The organism is Xanthobacter aminoxidans, from assembly GCF_023571765.1.
GTDB classification, from domain to species: Bacteria; Pseudomonadota; Alphaproteobacteria; order Rhizobiales; family Xanthobacteraceae; genus Xanthobacter; species Xanthobacter aminoxidans.
Map to the genome: position 1 here is coordinate 106,669 of NZ_JAMJXC010000014.1, position 15,176 is coordinate 121,844.

Consider the following 15,176-nt stretch of genomic DNA (forward strand, 5'->3'; position numbering starts at 1 on the left):
GGCTGTCGGTACCGCCTTTTCATAGTCGGTGATCGCCCCCATATTCCCCCCATGGCCAAAGCATCCCGTCCCGGAAAGCTCGGTGAGCGCTCCCAGCGTCATTTCGAGCCGGCGCCCCAGCAGGCGCTTGATCCCGCCGTTGCGAAATCCCTCGGGCTGGAGCCGGGGGCGCTTTCGCTCGACTTCGAATCGGCCGGGGCTTCGGCCACGGTGCAGGCGCTGTCGCGGCTGATCGAGACCGGGCGGCCGGAGGTGAACGGCCAGACCTGGGTGCCGCACCGTCCGCCGCGGCCGGAGAAGTCGGAAGGCGGCGTCCCCTTCACCATGAAGAGCGACTTCCAGCCCGCCGGCGACCAGCCGCAGGCCATCAAGGAGCTGTGCGCGCAGGCCGAGGCGGGGGACCGCGATCAGGTGCTGCTCGGCGTCACCGGCTCGGGCAAGACCTTCACCATGGCCAAGGTGATCGAACAGTTGCAGCGCCCGGCCATCGTGCTGGCGCCCAACAAGACGCTCGCCGCCCAGCTCTATGGCGAGTTCAAGAGCTTTTTCCCCGATAATGCGGTGGAATATTTCGTCTCCTACTACGATTACTACCAGCCCGAGGCCTACGTGCCCCGGACCGATACGTACATCGAGAAGGAATCCTCCATCAACGAGCAGATCGACCGCATGCGCCATGCGGCGACCCGCGCGCTGCTGGAGCGGGACGACGTGATCATCGTCGCCTCGGTGTCGTGCATCTACGGCATCGGCTCGGTCGAGACCTATTCGGCCATGACCTTCGACATCAAGGTGGGCGAGCGCATCGACCAGCGCGGCCTGATCGCCGATCTCGTGGCCCTGCAATACAAGCGCATCCAGTCGGATTTCGCCCGCGGCACCTTCCGGGTGCGCGGCGACAGCGTGGAGATCTTCCCCGCCCACTATGAGGACCGCGCATGGCGCGTGAGCCTGTTCGGCGACGAGGTGGAGAGCATCGCCGAGTTCGATCCGCTCACCGGCCAGAAGAGCGGCGACATGAAGAGCGTGCGCGTCTACGCCGCCTCGCATTATGTCACCCCGCGCCCGACGCTGATCCAGGCCATCTCCGGCATCAAGGCCGAGCTGAAGATGCGGCTCGACGAGCTGTACAAGATGGGCCGCCTGCTGGAGGCCCAGCGGCTGGAGCAGCGCACCCGCTATGATCTGGAGATGATGGAGGCCACCGGCTCCTGCGCCGGCATCGAGAACTATTCGCGCTGGCTCACCGGCCGCAAGCCCGGCGAGCCGCCGCCCACCCTGTTCGAATACGTGCCCGACAACGCCCTCGTCTTCATCGACGAGAGCCATGTGACCGTGCCGCAGATCGGCGCCATGTATCGCGGCGACTTCCGCCGCAAGGCGACGCTGGCGGAATACGGTTTCCGCCTGCCGAGCTGCATGGACAACCGCCCGCTGCGCTTCGAGGAGTGGGAGGCCATGCGGCCGCAGACCGTCCACGTCTCCGCCACCCCCGGCTCGTGGGAGATGAACCAGACCGGCGGCGTGTTCGTGGAGCAGGTCATCCGCCCCACCGGTCTCATCGATCCGCCGGTGGAGGTGCGCCCGGCGCGCACGCAGGTGGACGACCTCCTCGGCGAGGTGCGGGCGGTGGCCGCCAAGGGCTACCGGACGCTGGTCACCGTGCTCACCAAGCGCATGGCCGAGGACCTCACCGAATATCTGCACGAGAACGGCATCCGCGTGCGCTATATGCATTCGGACATCGACACCATCGAGCGCATCGAGATCATCCGCGATCTGCGCCTCGGGGCGTTCGACGTGCTCATCGGCATCAACCTGCTGCGCGAGGGCCTCGACATTCCCGAGTGCGGGCTCGTCGCCATCCTCGATGCGGACAAGGAAGGGTTCCTTAGGTCCGAAACCTCGCTGGTGCAGACCATCGGCCGCGCTGCGCGCAACGTGGACGGGCGGGTGGTGCTCTATGCCGACCACATCACCGGTTCCATGGAGCGGGCCATGGCGGAGACCTCCCGTCGCCGCGAGAAGCAGGTGGCCTACAACACCGAGCACGGCATCACGCCCGAGAGCGTGAAGAAGGCCATCGGCGACATCCTCAATTCCGTCTACGAGCGCGATCACGTGCAGGTGGATGCGGGCCTCGCGGAGGAGGGGGCGGCCTTCGGGCACAATCTCAAGGCGGTGATGGCGGATCTGGAGAAGCGCATGCGCGCCGCCGCCGCCGATCTCGATTTCGAGACCGCCGCTCGCCTGCGCGACGAGATCCGCCGGCTGGAGGCCACGGAACTCGCCGTCTCCGACGATCCTTTGGCGCGGCAGGAGGCGGTGGACGACCGCACCGGCGGCTACAAGGGCGCGCGCAAATACGGCAAGGCGGCCAACCTGCCACCGAAGGAGGAGGCCGGGCGCCTCTTGCCGCGCGGCCGGGGCAAGCCTTCGGCCAAGGGCCGCGGCACAGCCGCCGAGGACGGCATGGGGGAGGCGCAGGCGCCCTACACCCCGCCGGGCGCGGCCACGCCGAAGGCTGCCCGCACCCCGGCCGAGACGCCGCTGGCCGCGCCTCTATCCACGCGCGCCCACAAGCCGTCCCTTGACGACATGGGCCCCGGCTCCGACCGGGTGGTGCCGCTGGCCGAAGACACCTTCCGCCCCGGCCCACGGCCCGATCCCGGCACCAAGGGCTATCGCAAGGGTGGCAGGCGGAAAGGGTAGCTACAGTCCTAGAATTTCATCGATAGATTTACCGCGCTGCTCGTCCTTTTCGAATAGCTCTTTACACCAATCGTTTATCGCGGAAATTTCAGATCTCATCCTTTCTTCATCTGGTAAAAATGAACTATAAAGTTCACGCTCCAGGCGTTCAATGGATTTTAAAGTGGGCTTGAATTGTTCTGGCTCCTTAATGGCCACCTCTACTTTGTTGGGCAAAAAAGTAATTCTGGCTACAATTTCGTCTCCCGCTATTTTAGACCTTTTTACGAATTTTTCGAAAGAGCTTTCTACAGAAAACCTGTTAAAATTGAAAGATATCGGTCGTGAAATTGAGTTCAAATTGTCTTTTATCCGCGAAATATGGCGACAAAAAAATAAAAAATCTGACATATATAAAGAGAATATGCCAAATCCATCTCCAAAGCTGCGGTACTCGTACGTTATATTGAATTTTGAAAGTATGCTTAATCCGTTTTCATTGCCGTAAATTACTGAATCGGATAAAAAATTGTTGTACTCTGGGCGTATATATTCTTTTATGACTATATTTTTGTTTAATTCAAAAGCCAATTGAATGACGTTGTCGTCAGAGTGTCTTTTAATTCTGCTTATAAATGAATTAAATTTGTCAGAAAGAGTCGATGTCAGTGCTAGTGCGGCAAAGTACTCTTGAAATGATCTATGAATAAATACGTAAATCAATCCATCTTGCCTCAATAGATTAACGCTTTCAACGTATTCCCTTTTAATATCATAGGGATCAAATTTGAATGACAGAACTTTGTTTGTTTTAATTATATACTCAATGATCTCGCTTTCTGAAAATTCAATCTTTCCCTCGTAGTAAGATAAAAGGCAAAATATAGAAAATGATCTCCTAAACTCATCGATGTTCAGGCATCTCTTTCTATGAAATGCCTTGGTGGCGTCGTGCCATTGAAATAGAGTTGTGAACGCGTTGTCGTAAAATATCGACATGTTGCTCGGAATAGTCATATTATCTTTAAACGTCATCATCATCATTATGCATAGAAGTGGGCTTGAGATGAAGCTAGAGTGACTGTTGTAGAGATTTGTGTCGAGTTTTTTTATGAATAAAGCCTTTGAATTTTCATCAAACGGCACTTTCTTCACAAGTTCAATCGATTGGAGAAGGTCGAATGGTTCTGACTGAAATATACTGAAGCCTTGCCATCCAGAAAATCGTCTATCATATCGGCTCGATACGACAAATCGACAATTTCTATACAGACTAGAAAGCTCCAGTATCTGATTTTGCACATATTCTCGCGCATTATCTTGAAGTTCGTCAAATCCATCAAGTATAAAAACAAATGATCCTCTATTGCAAAAATAGTCAAATACATCCTCAGGAAGATATTCGCTAGACGATATCGCGAGTCTAATATAATTCTTTAGATCAATTTTAGATAAATCACTCAATGCCCTAAGTTCTAAGAAAATTGGAGTCTTAAAATCGCTGCGCTTAAATAAGCTAAGCCAAAGATGTCTCATAAAAAATGTTTTTCCAGCGCCTCCATTTCCAACAATGATTGCGTTTCCAGATTCCATGATATGAGATAATACCTCAGAATCGTATAATATTTTATCATTGCATCTAAATTTTGATGGAACATAAATCGAGTAAAGATCGATGTCTTGATCTTTCTGACAAATGATCCTTACATACTTGTTCCTATTTAATGTCCGTTCGAGGTATGGCTCAAAATCAGATGTTATTTTAAGCCATGCCGACTTCATTTTTTCCGAGGCGCCTTTTGCCGCGGCTGCCGCGCCTTGTTTTATGAGGGTGGTTACAACTTCTGCGGCGATGCGGCTGGTATCAATGTCGGTCATGGCTTTTTTTCTCCCACCCGCGATAAGCTAGGGCGGTGCGATAGGTGGCGCAACTCATGATCGTCGATGCATTCACAAGCCGATCAAGACTAGCGCGACCAGCAAATGGAGTGGATGCCAGACACAAGCTTAGCCTTGCGGCTTAGAGTGGCTATTTGAGAAGTTTGGTTTGCGTGCCCCTATCGCCGGCTGATCCGCCCGATGACCAGTTCGTCGATCTCCAGCCGGCGGATGCGCGCGCGGCCGATGGCGAGGCGGCCGATGGCCACGGCGCCCACGGCGAGCGCTCCGAAGGCCAGCGCGCCGATGGCGATGGCGCCGATGGAGCCTGCGCCCAGAGATCCCGCACCCACGGTGCCCGCACCAACTGCCCCGGCCCCCACGGCCGCCTTGCGGATGCGGCGCCTGCGGGCGGGCGGTGCGGCGGGAGCCTCGGTCTCGGTCTCTGGATCGGCGGTCATCGCATGTTCTCGGATCGGGCGGCTTGGGATCGGGTTGCGGCGGGTCAGGGCACGAGGCTGTGGGCGTCCCAATCGTGCCGCGGCACCTCGGCGCCCAAGGTGTAGCTGAAGGCTACCACATCCATGCCGTCCGGGCTGGTCTTGCAGCGATAGGAGAGGTGATACCAGTGCTGCCGGCTGCGGATGGCCGCGCCGGGGGCGGAGATGGCGGCATCGCCGTGCCGGAAGTCGCCGAGCTTGGGATCGGCGAAGGCATAGGCCACCACCTCTTCCGGCCGCATGTCCTTGTGCTCGCGCCCGATCTCGCCCATGGCGCGGGCGTTGCAGCGCTGCTCGATGCGGGTGCCGGGGTCCACATGGAGCATCATGTCGTCGTGCCGGCCGGGACCGGCGAGCGCCGGAGCGGCCGTTGCGGCAGTGAGGAGGACGAGGGGCAGCACGAGCGGGCGAATCACGGGGGGAGCATCTCCGCAGACAGGGAAGCGTGCCGCCTCTAGGCCGAATCTGTGGCAGGGATGGGACGGGATGGTGGCGTGGTAGGGAAGAGGGGTCTCGCCCGCCGGAGCCCCTGCGTGTTATGGTGTTCACGATACAGCTTCGGCTGTCGGGGGCGACGGGCGGATCGGCCGGCAACGGCGCAGAGGACGGATGTTCGGAATGACGGGGGACGAACGGCCGATGATCCTCGCCCTTCAGGGCGGCGACCGGGAAGCGATCCAGTCCTTGCTGGCGGAAGCGGCGCGGCGGCTTGCCGCGCAGGGCGTGCGCGTGCTCGGCGTGGTGGAGCACCTCACCCCCGGCTGCGCCCATGAGGACGTGCTGCTGCTCGATCTCGTCTCCGGCGAGACCAATCGCCTGCATCAGGATCTCGGCCCCGGCGCGGCCGGGTGCAGCCTCGATCCGGCGGGCCTCGCCGCCGCCTCGGCGGGGGTGGAGCGGGCCATCGCCGATCGCCTCGCCGAGGGCGGCGACCTGTCCGACACGGTGGTGGTGCTCTCCAAGTTCGGCCGGCAGGAGGCCGAGGGTCGCGGCCTCACCTCTGCGTTCCATGCGGCGGTGGCGGCCGAGCTGTGCGTCCTCACCTCGGTCTCGCCCAGCATCACCGCCGAATGGGCGGGCTTCGCCGGCGACCTCGCCGAGCTGCGCCCGGCGGTGGCTGCGTCCATCGATGCGTGGTGGGGCGTGCCCGTTCCCGAACCGGCGGAATAATCAAACCCCGATATCGTCCAGGCTGCGCCCGCGCGTCTCGATGCGGTAGTGCCAGGTCACGACCGCGCCCAGCAACGAGGCGGCGATCAGCACGAACAGCAGCGTGCGTGTGCCGAGGTCGGCCAGCAGGATCGGGAACAGGAAGGCGGTGAGCACCGCCCCGATCTTGGCGAAGGCCGCGGCGAAGCCCGCGCCCATGCCGCGGATGCGGGTGGGGAAGACCTCGCCGGCGATCAGGTAGGTCTGCGCGTTGGGGCCGAGATTGGTCATGAAGTTGAACAGCATGAAGCCGATGACCACCATCGTGACGGCGCGGTCGCCGCTGTAATAGGTGGAGAGCGCGGCCACCAGCAGGCCCGCCGCGCAGCCGACGAAGCCGGCGATCTGCAGCGGGATGCGGCCGATGCGGTCGGACAGCGCCACCGCCGCGCCGATGCCCACGAGCAGCAGCAGGTCGATCAGCGCCGCCCCCTCCGAGGCGAGCAGGTCCGCCGAGACGAGATCACTCAAATTGCGCCCGACATCCGTCTGATGGCCGAACGCCGCGGCGAGGATGGTGGGGGTGAAGATGCCGATGCCGTAGGTGGACAGGTCCTGCAGGAACCATGGCACCGCGGCGAGCACGGTCGCGCGCCGGTTGTGCGGGGTCTTGAACAGGGCGGCCGGGGTGCGATCGTGGCCCTGATCGTGCGCTGCCCCACCGGCATGGCCGTGGTGGCGATGGCTGAGCGCGATGGATTTCGGATATTGCGGCGAGCGGGCGAGCAGGCGCTGCGCCGCCTGCTGGGCCTCCTCCACGCGGCCGTGGGCGAGCAGCCAGCTCGCGCTTTCCGGCACGAACAGCCGGGCCACCGCCACCGCCACGGCGGGCAGGATGGCCGCCGCATACATGAGGCGCCAGGCGGAGACGGCCTCGATGTTGGACAGGACGAGATAGCCGAGCAGGGTGCCGGTGAGCGCCCCCACCGCCTGGAAGCCGAAGGCGCTGAGCACCAGCCGTCCGCGCGCCACGGAGGGGATGCTCTCGGAGATCACGAGATGGGCGGTGGGATAGTCGCAGCCGAGCGCGATGCCGATGCCGAACAGGAACACCACGGTCCAGCCGAAGGAGGGGCTGACCGCCAGCAGCGCGAGGAAGATGATGAAGATCACCATCTCCGCCACGAACATAAGCTTGCGGCCGAACTGGTCGGCGAGGCCGCCCAGCAGCAGCGCGCCGAAGAGGATGCCGGCGAGGCTCGCCGCGCCCACCAGGCCGTGCTGGAAGGCGTCCATGCCGAATTCGCGGGCCATGAGGGGCAGCGTCACGCCCGTCATGAACACCACGAGGCCCTCGAAGAACTTGCCCGCAGCCGCCAGCCACCAGATGCGCCACTGCATGGCGGTCATGGGGGTGGCCGCCACCCGCGTGCCGTCGCGCCAGATCGGGGTCTCGTCGATATAATCCTGCACCGAGCGCTTGTGGTCGAACCCGCGTAGGTCCCGCATCTCGTTCATGGCCTTCCCCCACGCTCCAGCGTGACAGAAAGCGTGCGAGCCGTGAATTGCCTATGACGGTCGCGGGGCCGGCTACCGTCCCGGGGGCTGGCGGGCAGAAAGGGGAGCGGCTAAGAAAGGCGTTCACCGGCGTGCTGCCCGGCCGTTCCCGCGGCCTCTCAGCGCAAGGCGCGCCCCCTCCCGTCCGGCGCCGCAGGTTCCCATGGTCTTTTCCCGCGTCTCTGCTTTGTCCCTCGCGGCCCTCGCTGCGGGTCTCGCCCTCGCCGCCTGCCAGGGCAATCCGGATAGCTGGGGCACCGGCGTGGTGAAGCAGACGGACGCCTTCGGCGACTATTCGGAGACGGTGGTCTCCGTCCCCAAGCCCACCGCCGGGCCGCGCCAGTTCGAATGCACGGGCCCCTTCGCGCCCAACAGCACCGCCATCAACATCGCCGCCGACTTCGGGCAGGCGAACGTCATCACCGGCAACATCATGTCGCCGGACGGCAGCACCGCGCCGGGCATCATCCTCCTGCCCAACGATCCCGCCTTGAGCCTGGAGATCGCCTGGAAGGACCCGGCCAACATGGCCGCCCCGCGCCGGGTGGCCTTCACCGAAAGCTCGGCCTGGACCGTGAACGGCATCGGCATCGGCACCAGCCTCGCAGACCTTGAACGGGCCAATGGCAAGCCGTTCCGCATCCAGGGCTTCGGCGGCAATGCCGGCGGCGTGGTGGCCGACTGGCGCGGCGGGCGGCTGGGCAATCTGGGCGGCGGCTGCGTGCTCGGGGCGCAGCTGGCGCTTTCGGCCGGCGCCTCGGACGGCGCGCAGGCGCGCGTTTCCGGCCCCAAGGTCTACAGCTCGAACGATCCCGCCATCCGCGCCGCCAACCCGAGCGTGGGCGTGTTCTGGGTGAATTACCGGTAGGGGGAAGGGCGCCGATCGTCGCGAATTGCGAAACCAGCGCCGGCATTAAGATTAACGCTCTCTAAATACCGCTGAGCCCGCGCCGTCGCCTTTCCAAGAAGCGTGGCGGTTGTAGAGTGCCACTGCGCGCCGCGAACCTTGCTGCGCGCAGGAGACTTTGCCAATGAAACGCCTGATCCTTGGAGCGCTGCTGGGGGCCGTCTGCGCCGTCGGCGGGGCTTTCGCACAGGGGGCGCCCGCCAACGCCCCCATGGCCGGCGGACCCGCCGGCGGCATGAACGGTCCGCCCGCAAACATCGAAGAGTTGAAGGGCGTCCAGTGGCTGTTCGTGCAGGTGGCGGATTCCATCACCGTCACCGACAAGACCATCACGCTGAAGGGCGTCGCGCCGCAGGTCATCATGTTCGCCGACCGCCCGGAGCGGATCACCGGCGATGCCTCGACGGCGACCTTCATCAAGATCTGGAACGAGGGCAAGGACAGCTTCCAGAAGGACCCGCCCAACGCCACCCTCTCGGTGACGGTGAATGGCGAGCCCAACCTGTCGGTGATCAAGCTGTCGAATCCGGTGCTCACCGGCGACACGCTGACCTACGACTACAAGCTCCTGAGCGAGGACAAGCCCCTCGCCGGCACCAATGCCAGCCTGTTCATCGACTGGTGGCACTATCACCGCTGGTGGGGTCCCGGACCCGGCCGCTGGGGTGGTGGCGGCTGCTGGCGCGGCCCGCTGGGCGGCCTGCACTGCCGCTGGTGAGCCTGATCTTCCGCCGTTAGACGTTCGCCCCGCCCGCACCCCGCGGCGGGGCGTTCGCGTCTGTGGCCGTCTGCCATGATGGTGCCGTCTTGATGGTGCCGTTTCACCCCTGCGTGCCAGCACCCCCGCTGCCGCCGGACGTCGCTCCTCGAAGCCGTGAGAGACATCATGATCCGCCCCAGGGCCGCCCTGCGCCCGTTGACCCTCGCGCTGACCTTCGCCGCGGGCCTTGCGACTGCCGGGCTCGTGCAGTCGGCCTTCGCCGACCAGCCCAACATGCAGCGCGCGCTCGAGGCGCTGCGCACCGCGCGCGCCTTCCTGCAGCAGGCGGAGCCCAACAAGGGCGGCCATCGCGAGCGCGCCATCGACCTCGTGGACCGGGCCATCGGCGAGACCGAGGCCGGCATCCAGTTCGCGCGCTGACCCCGGCGCCGCCTTGTTTTCGGAAAGTTGCTGATGGCTGATTGGATCTCGTTCTGGAATGGTAGTCACGCCATCTATGTGAATGACCGGCACAAGGCGGTGCATTATGCGGCCATCGCGACCGATCTCGTCGGCTTCCTGCCGGGGCCGCACGCGCGGGTTCTGGATTTCGGCTGCGGCGAAGCCCTCGCCTCGGCCGAGCTGGCGCTGCGCTGCGCGCACCTCGTGCTCACCGATGCCGCGCCCGAAGTCCGGCGCCGCCTGAAGGGGCGCTTCGTCGCCGCCCCCAGCATCGACGTGCTGGCCCCCGAGGAGGTCTCGGCCCTGCCGGACGGCAGCTTCGATCTCATCATCTGCAATTCGGTGGCGCAGTATCTCTCGCGCGACCTGTTCGCCAGCCTCGTGCTGGAATGGCGGCGGCTGCTGGCGCCGGGGGGACGGCTGCTGATTGCCGACGTCATCCCGCCCCATGTGAGCGCGCTGGCCGACGCCGAGGCGCTGCTCAGGCTGGCGGCGCGGGAGAAGTTCCTGCTGGCCGCGGTCGCCGGCCTCGCCCGCACCGCCATCTCCCCCTATCGCAAGCTGCGCGCGGAACTTGGGCTGACCACCTACGAGGAGGCGGATGTGCTCGCCTTGCTCACCAAGGCCGGCCTCGCGGCGCGACGGGTCGAGCCCAATATCGGCCACAACCAGCAGCGCATGGCCTTCATCGGCGAACGCGGCGCCTGAAGCCCGCGCGGCGTCTGAGCGTCGGCAGTGCAAAAAGCCCGCGCGGCGCTTGAGCGTAGGCAGCGCATCGAGAGCCCGCGCGGCGCTTGAGCGTAGGCAGCGCATCGAGAGCCCGCGCGGCGCTTGAGCGTAGGCAGCGCATCGAGAGCCCGCGCGGCGCCTGAGCGGAGACAGCGCAAAAAAAGCCCGCGCGGCGCTTGAGCGTGGACAGCGCAGCAAGCCCCTGCGGCGCCTTAGCCGCGCACGGTGCTCCGGTGGGCGAAGGCCCAGACGCGGTAGCCGGTGAAGGTCCACATCATGGTGATGCCCGTGGTGAGGAACTGGGCGAGCAGATAGAACAGCCCCACCTCGTGCACGAACAGCCACATGAGCGTTTCGTTGAGCACGAACGCCACCCCCGCCACCACGATGAAGCGCGGCACCGCCCCGGCATGGGAGCGCGTGGCGTCGAAGGTGAAGCGGCGGTTGAGGACGTAGGACACGATGCCGCCCATGACGAACCCCACCGCCGAGCCGAGCACGGGGCCGACGGCATCCATCTCCACCAGAATGGCGAGCGTGGAGAAATGGGCCACGGCGGCGGTGAGGCCCACACCGACGAATCGGGCGAACTGGCGGATCAGGTCGCCATGGCGCGCGCGGTATTCATTGACCGTCCGGGCGAGGGAAGGCGGCAGCACAGGCGTCTCCGGCAGGAAAACGAACAGGAATCCTTCAGGCCGAGGCAGCGCGGGCGGGCGCCGGACACCCCGCGAGGATGTGTATTCCGGGCGCGGCGTCATCTCGGTGACATGGCTTCCGTCGCCGCAAATTATGGTCTAAGGAAGCCCATCAGCGCCAAGGGCCCGGGAAATTGCGCAGGTGTGACATCCGTGAGGTGTGACATCCGCGCCGCGTCCCGCCCGCGCGCAAGTCTGGGAGCAGGCCCCGGCCAAGCTCGTACCTTTCTGGGGCGCGTGACCCGCGGCCCTTTTTTTGCGCCCGGCGGGCGCTAGGAAGGGGCGGGCGCTGCGACGGGGCGGCTCCTGATGGAAACGGATCCCGTTGTCTTCGCCGGCTCAGCGGCGCGGGTGGCGGCGGTCGAGAGCTCAAAGACGGATATGCCGAAACGCACCGATATCGAAACCATCCTCATCATCGGCGCCGGTCCCATCGTGATCGGGCAGGCCTGCGAATTCGACTATTCCGGAACGCAGGCGGTCAAGGCGCTCAAGGAGGAGGGATACCGGGTCGTCCTCGTGAACTCGAATCCCGCGACCATCATGACCGACCCGGACATGGCGGACGCGACCTATATCGAGCCCATCACCGCCGAGATCGTCACCAAGATCATCGAGAAGGAGCGCGGCGACCGCTCCAAGGGCTTCGCGCTGCTGCCCACCATGGGCGGCCAGACCGCGCTCAACTGCGCGCTGTCGCTCAAGAAGATGGGCACGCTCGAAAAGTATGACGTCGAGATGATCGGCGCCACCGCCGAGGCCATCGACAAGGCCGAGGACCGCGAGCTGTTCCGCGAGGCCATGACCAAGATCGGCCTCTCGACGCCCAAGTCCCGCCAGATCAAGACCCTGCCCCAGGCGCTCGAGGCGCTGGACGAGGTGGGCCTGCCCGCCATCATCCGCCCGTCCTTCACCATGGGCGGCACCGGCGGCGGCATCGCCTACAACAAGGCCGAGTTCATCGAGATCATCGAGCGCGGCATCGATGCCTCCCCCACCAACGAGGTGCTGGTCGAGGAGAGCGTGCTGGGCTGGAAGGAGTATGAGATGGAGGTTGTCCGCGACAAGGCGGACAACTGCATCATCATCTGCTCCATCGAGAACATCGACCCGATGGGCGTCCACACCGGCGATTCCATCACGGTGGCGCCGGCGCTGACGCTCACCGACAAGGAATACCAGATCATGCGCGACGCATCGCTTGCGGTGCTGCGCGAGATCGGCGTGGAGACCGGCGGCTCCAACGTGCAGTTCGCGGTGAACCCCGAGGACGGCCGCCTCATCGTCATCGAGATGAACCCGCGCGTGTCGCGCTCCTCGGCGCTGGCGTCGAAGGCCACGGGCTTCCCCATCGCCAAGGTCGCCGCGCGCCTCGCGGTGGGCTACACGCTCGACGAGATCGAGAACGACATCACCGGCGGCGCCACCCCGGCCTCCTTCGAGCCCACCATCGATTACGTGGTCACGAAGATCCCGCGCTTCGCCTTCGAGAAGTTCCCCGGCGCCGAGCCGACGCTGACCACCGCCATGAAGTCGGTGGGCGAGGCCATGGCCATCGGCCGCACCTTCCAGGAATCGCTCCAGAAGGCGCTGCGCTCGCTGGAAACCGGCCTGTCCGGCCTCGACGACATCGAGATCGAGGGCCTCGGCCAGGGCGACGACAAGAATGCCGTGCGCGCGGCGCTGGGCACGCCCACGCCCGACCGCCTGCTCTACGTGGCGCAGGCCATGCGCCTCGGCCTCTCCGACGAGCAGATCCACGCCGCCTGCAAGATCGACCCGTGGTTCCTTGCGGAGATCCGCGGCATCGTGGAGATGGAGCAGAAGGTGCGCCGGCTCGGCCTGCCGGAGACGGCCGGCCAGTTCCGCCGCCTCAAGGCCATGGGCTTCTCCGACGCCCGCCTCGCCGCCCTCGCCGGCCTCCACGAGGGCGAGGTGCGCGCGCGGCGCCACGCGCTGGACGTGCGCCCCGCCTACAAGCGCATCGACACCTGCGCGGCCGAGTTCGCCTCGCCGACGGCTTATATGTACTCGACCTACGAGACGCCCTTCGCCGGGACCCTCGCCGACGAGGCGCAGCCCTCGGAGCGCGAGAAGGTCATCATCCTCGGCGGCGGTCCCAACCGCATCGGCCAGGGCATCGAGTTCGACTATTGCTGCTGCCATGCCGCCTTCGCCCTGAAGGATGCCGGCTATGAAGCCATCATGGTCAACTGCAACCCGGAGACGGTCTCCACCGACTACGACACCTCGGACCGGCTCTATTTCGAGCCACTGACCGCCGAGGACGTGCTGGAGCTGATCGCCCGCGAGAAGACCCGGGGCACGCTGAAGGGCGTCATTGTGCAGTTCGGCGGCCAGACGCCGCTGAAGCTCGCCAAGGCGCTGGAGGATGCGGACGTGCCGATCCTCGGCACCTCGCCCGACGCCATCGACCTCGCCGAGGACCGCGACCGGTTCAAGACGCTGCTCGACCGCCTCAAGATCCGCCAGCCGGCCAACGGCATCTCCTACAGCGTGGAGCAGGCCCGCCTCGTCGCGGCGGAGCTGGGCTATCCCATGGTGGTGCGCCCCTCCTACGTGCTGGGCGGCCGGGCCATGCAGATCATCCGCGAGGAGCGCGAGCTGGGCGACTACCTGCTGGAGACCCTGCCGGGCCTCGTGCCGCAGGAGATCAAGGCGCGCTATCCCAACGACAAGACGGGCCAGATCAACACCGTCCTCGGCAAGAACCCGCTGCTGTTCGACCGCTACCTCTCCGACGCCATCGAGGTGGATGTCGACGCTCTTTGTGACGGCAAGGACGTGTTCATCGCCGGCATCATGGAGCACATCGAGGAGGCGGGCATCCATTCGGGTGACAGCGCCTGCACGTTGCCGCCCTATTCGCTCTCGCCCGATACCCTCGCGGCGCTGGAGAAGCAGACCGCCGCCATGGCGCTGGCGCTGGGCGTCGGCGGCCTGATGAACGTGCAGTACGCCATCAAGGGCGACGAGATCTACGTGCTCGAAGTGAACCCGCGCGCCTCGCGCACGGTGCCCTTCGTCGCCAAGGTCATCGGCCTGCCCATCGCCAAGATCGCGGCGCGGGTGATGGCCGGCGAGAAGCTGGCGAGCTTCAACCTGGTGCAGCCCAAGCTCGGCCACATCGCGGTGAAGGAGGCGGTGTTCCCCTTCGCCCGCTTCCCCGGCGTGGACACGGTGCTGGGCCCCGAGATGCGCTCCACCGGCGAGGTGATGGGCCTCGACACCGATTTCGGCGTCGCCTTCGCCAAGAGCCAGCTGGGCGGCGGCACCAAGGTGCCGCAGTCCGGCACGGTGTTCGTCTCGCTGAAGGATGGGGACAAGATCCGCATCCTGCCCACCATGAAGATGCTGGTGGACCTCGGCTTCAAGATCATCGCCACGTCAGGCACCCAGCGCTTCCTGGAGGAGCACGGCGTGTCGGCGGCGAAGATCAACAAGGTGCTGGAGGGCCGCCCCCACATCGTGGACGCCATCAAGAATGGCGGGGTCCAGCTGGTGTTCAACACCACCGAGGGCGCGCAGGCGCTGGCGGACAGCCGATCGCTGCGCCGCGCCGCCCTCTTGCAGAAAGTGCCGTATTACACCACGCTGTCCGGAGCCATCGCTGCGGCGCAGGGGATCAAGGCCTATGTGGGCGGCGACCTGACGGTGCGTCCGCTGCAGGGCTATTTCGGTGCCGGGGGCGACAGCGCTCCCGTCAGCCCGCGGGGCGAAGCCTCCGTCGCCTGATCCCGCAAGGGAACACCAGAACGCGCAGGCTGCGGGAGCCTGCGCGCAGTCGTCGCGGCCGTCCGGCGTCTCAAGGCGCGGGGCGGGTGCATCGCCCGGGGGCCGCAGAGCGCCCGAACCGGGACAGTCGCCGCAGCCGGGGCGCCGAA

The 15,176-nt window shown here is 64.8% G+C and carries 12 protein-coding genes; 7 read left to right on the forward strand and 5 right to left on the reverse strand.

The window, feature by feature from the left end; translation table 11 throughout:
* Positions 1 to 51 precede the first annotated feature (51 nt).
* Positions 52 to 2,712, forward strand: a complete 2,661-nt coding sequence (gene uvrB / locus EJ105_RS19605) for an excinuclease ABC subunit UvrB (RefSeq protein ID WP_284145542.1) — start codon at positions 52 to 54, stop codon at positions 2,710 to 2,712.
* Here the strand turns inward: uvrB and EJ105_RS19610 are convergent, their stop codons facing one another.
* From EJ105_RS19610 to EJ105_RS19620, 3 genes are all read right to left on the reverse strand, one after another.
* Entirely contained in the window at positions 2,713 to 4,569 is a 1,857-nt protein-coding gene (locus EJ105_RS19610; protein ID WP_250167676.1) for an NACHT domain-containing protein, read from the reverse strand.
* Between the two features lie 179 nt (positions 4,570 to 4,748).
* A complete protein-coding gene (locus EJ105_RS19615; RefSeq protein ID WP_250167677.1) occupies positions 4,749 to 5,030 on the reverse strand; it encodes a hypothetical protein in 282 nt (93 codons plus the stop codon).
* A gap of 44 nt (positions 5,031 to 5,074) precedes the next feature.
* Positions 5,075 to 5,485 carry a DUF930 domain-containing protein gene (locus EJ105_RS19620; protein WP_038193104.1) on the reverse strand — a complete coding sequence of 137 codons (411 nt, stop codon included), beginning with the start codon at positions 5,483 to 5,485 and terminating at the stop codon, positions 5,075 to 5,077.
* A 202-nt stretch (positions 5,486 to 5,687) separates the two neighbouring features.
* On the opposite strand from EJ105_RS19620, the gene EJ105_RS19625 reads away from it, so the two are divergent.
* A complete protein-coding gene (locus EJ105_RS19625; RefSeq protein ID WP_250167678.1) occupies positions 5,688 to 6,239 on the forward strand; it encodes a DUF2478 domain-containing protein in 552 nt (183 codons plus the stop codon).
* On the opposite strand, the gene EJ105_RS19630 is transcribed toward EJ105_RS19625, so the two are convergent.
* Positions 6,240 to 7,736, reverse strand: coding sequence for an MFS transporter (locus EJ105_RS19630; RefSeq protein WP_250167679.1), 1,497 nt, complete (start codon positions 7,734 to 7,736; stop codon positions 6,240 to 6,242).
* Between the two features lie 202 nt (positions 7,737 to 7,938).
* Here EJ105_RS19630 and EJ105_RS19635 point away from each other — a divergent pair, with 202 nt between their 5' ends.
* From EJ105_RS19635 to EJ105_RS19650, 4 genes are all read left to right on the forward strand, one after another.
* A complete protein-coding gene (locus EJ105_RS19635; protein WP_250167680.1) occupies positions 7,939 to 8,643 on the forward strand; it encodes a hypothetical protein in 705 nt (234 codons plus the stop codon).
* Positions 8,644 to 8,806: 163 nt separating this feature from the next.
* A complete protein-coding gene (locus tag EJ105_RS19640; protein WP_250167681.1) occupies positions 8,807 to 9,400 on the forward strand; it encodes a hypothetical protein in 594 nt (197 codons plus the stop codon).
* A 168-nt stretch (positions 9,401 to 9,568) separates the two neighbouring features.
* Positions 9,569 to 9,823: a hypothetical protein gene (locus tag EJ105_RS19645; RefSeq protein ID WP_024277506.1), complete on the forward strand. Its 255-nt coding sequence runs from the start codon at positions 9,569 to 9,571 to the stop codon at positions 9,821 to 9,823.
* 33 nt (positions 9,824 to 9,856) lie between these two features.
* On the forward strand, positions 9,857 to 10,552 hold the full coding sequence (locus EJ105_RS19650) for a class I SAM-dependent methyltransferase (protein WP_250167682.1): 696 nt from the start codon (positions 9,857 to 9,859) through the stop codon (positions 10,550 to 10,552).
* Between the two features lie 233 nt (positions 10,553 to 10,785).
* Here EJ105_RS19650 and EJ105_RS19655 read toward each other — a convergent pair whose 3' ends face one another.
* Positions 10,786 to 11,232 (reverse strand): GtrA family protein, encoded by a 447-nt coding sequence (locus EJ105_RS19655; RefSeq protein ID WP_051679019.1) that lies wholly within the window; start codon positions 11,230 to 11,232, stop codon positions 10,786 to 10,788.
* A 420-nt stretch (positions 11,233 to 11,652) separates the two neighbouring features.
* On the opposite strand from EJ105_RS19655, the gene carB reads away from it, so the two are divergent.
* Positions 11,653 to 15,027, forward strand: a complete 3,375-nt coding sequence (gene carB, locus EJ105_RS19660; protein ID WP_250167683.1) for a carbamoyl-phosphate synthase large subunit — start codon at positions 11,653 to 11,655, stop codon at positions 15,025 to 15,027.
* Positions 15,028 to 15,176 lie beyond the last annotated feature (149 nt).

Coding starts and splice junctions, on each gene's coding strand:
- EJ105_RS19615 (WP_250167677.1), bottom strand. CDS start 5,030: ATGACCGCCGATCCAGAGACCGAGACCGAGGCTCCCGCCGCACCGCCC.
- EJ105_RS19630 (WP_250167679.1), bottom strand. CDS start 7,736: ATGAACGAGATGCGGGACCTACGCGGGTTCGACCACAAGCGCTCGGTG.
- uvrB (WP_284145542.1), top strand. CDS start 52: ATGGCCAAAGCATCCCGTCCCGGAAAGCTCGGTGAGCGCTCCCAGCGT.
- EJ105_RS19645 (WP_024277506.1), top strand. CDS start 9,569: ATGATCCGCCCCAGGGCCGCCCTGCGCCCGTTGACCCTCGCGCTGACC.
- EJ105_RS19640 (WP_250167681.1), top strand. CDS start 8,807: ATGAAACGCCTGATCCTTGGAGCGCTGCTGGGGGCCGTCTGCGCCGTC.
- EJ105_RS19635 (WP_250167680.1), top strand. CDS start 7,939: ATGGTCTTTTCCCGCGTCTCTGCTTTGTCCCTCGCGGCCCTCGCTGCG.
- carB (WP_250167683.1), top strand. CDS start 11,653: ATGCCGAAACGCACCGATATCGAAACCATCCTCATCATCGGCGCCGGT.
- EJ105_RS19625 (WP_250167678.1), top strand. CDS start 5,688: ATGACGGGGGACGAACGGCCGATGATCCTCGCCCTTCAGGGCGGCGAC.
- EJ105_RS19650 (WP_250167682.1), top strand. CDS start 9,857: ATGGCTGATTGGATCTCGTTCTGGAATGGTAGTCACGCCATCTATGTG.
- EJ105_RS19610 (WP_250167676.1), bottom strand. CDS start 4,569: ATGACCGACATTGATACCAGCCGCATCGCCGCAGAAGTTGTAACCACC.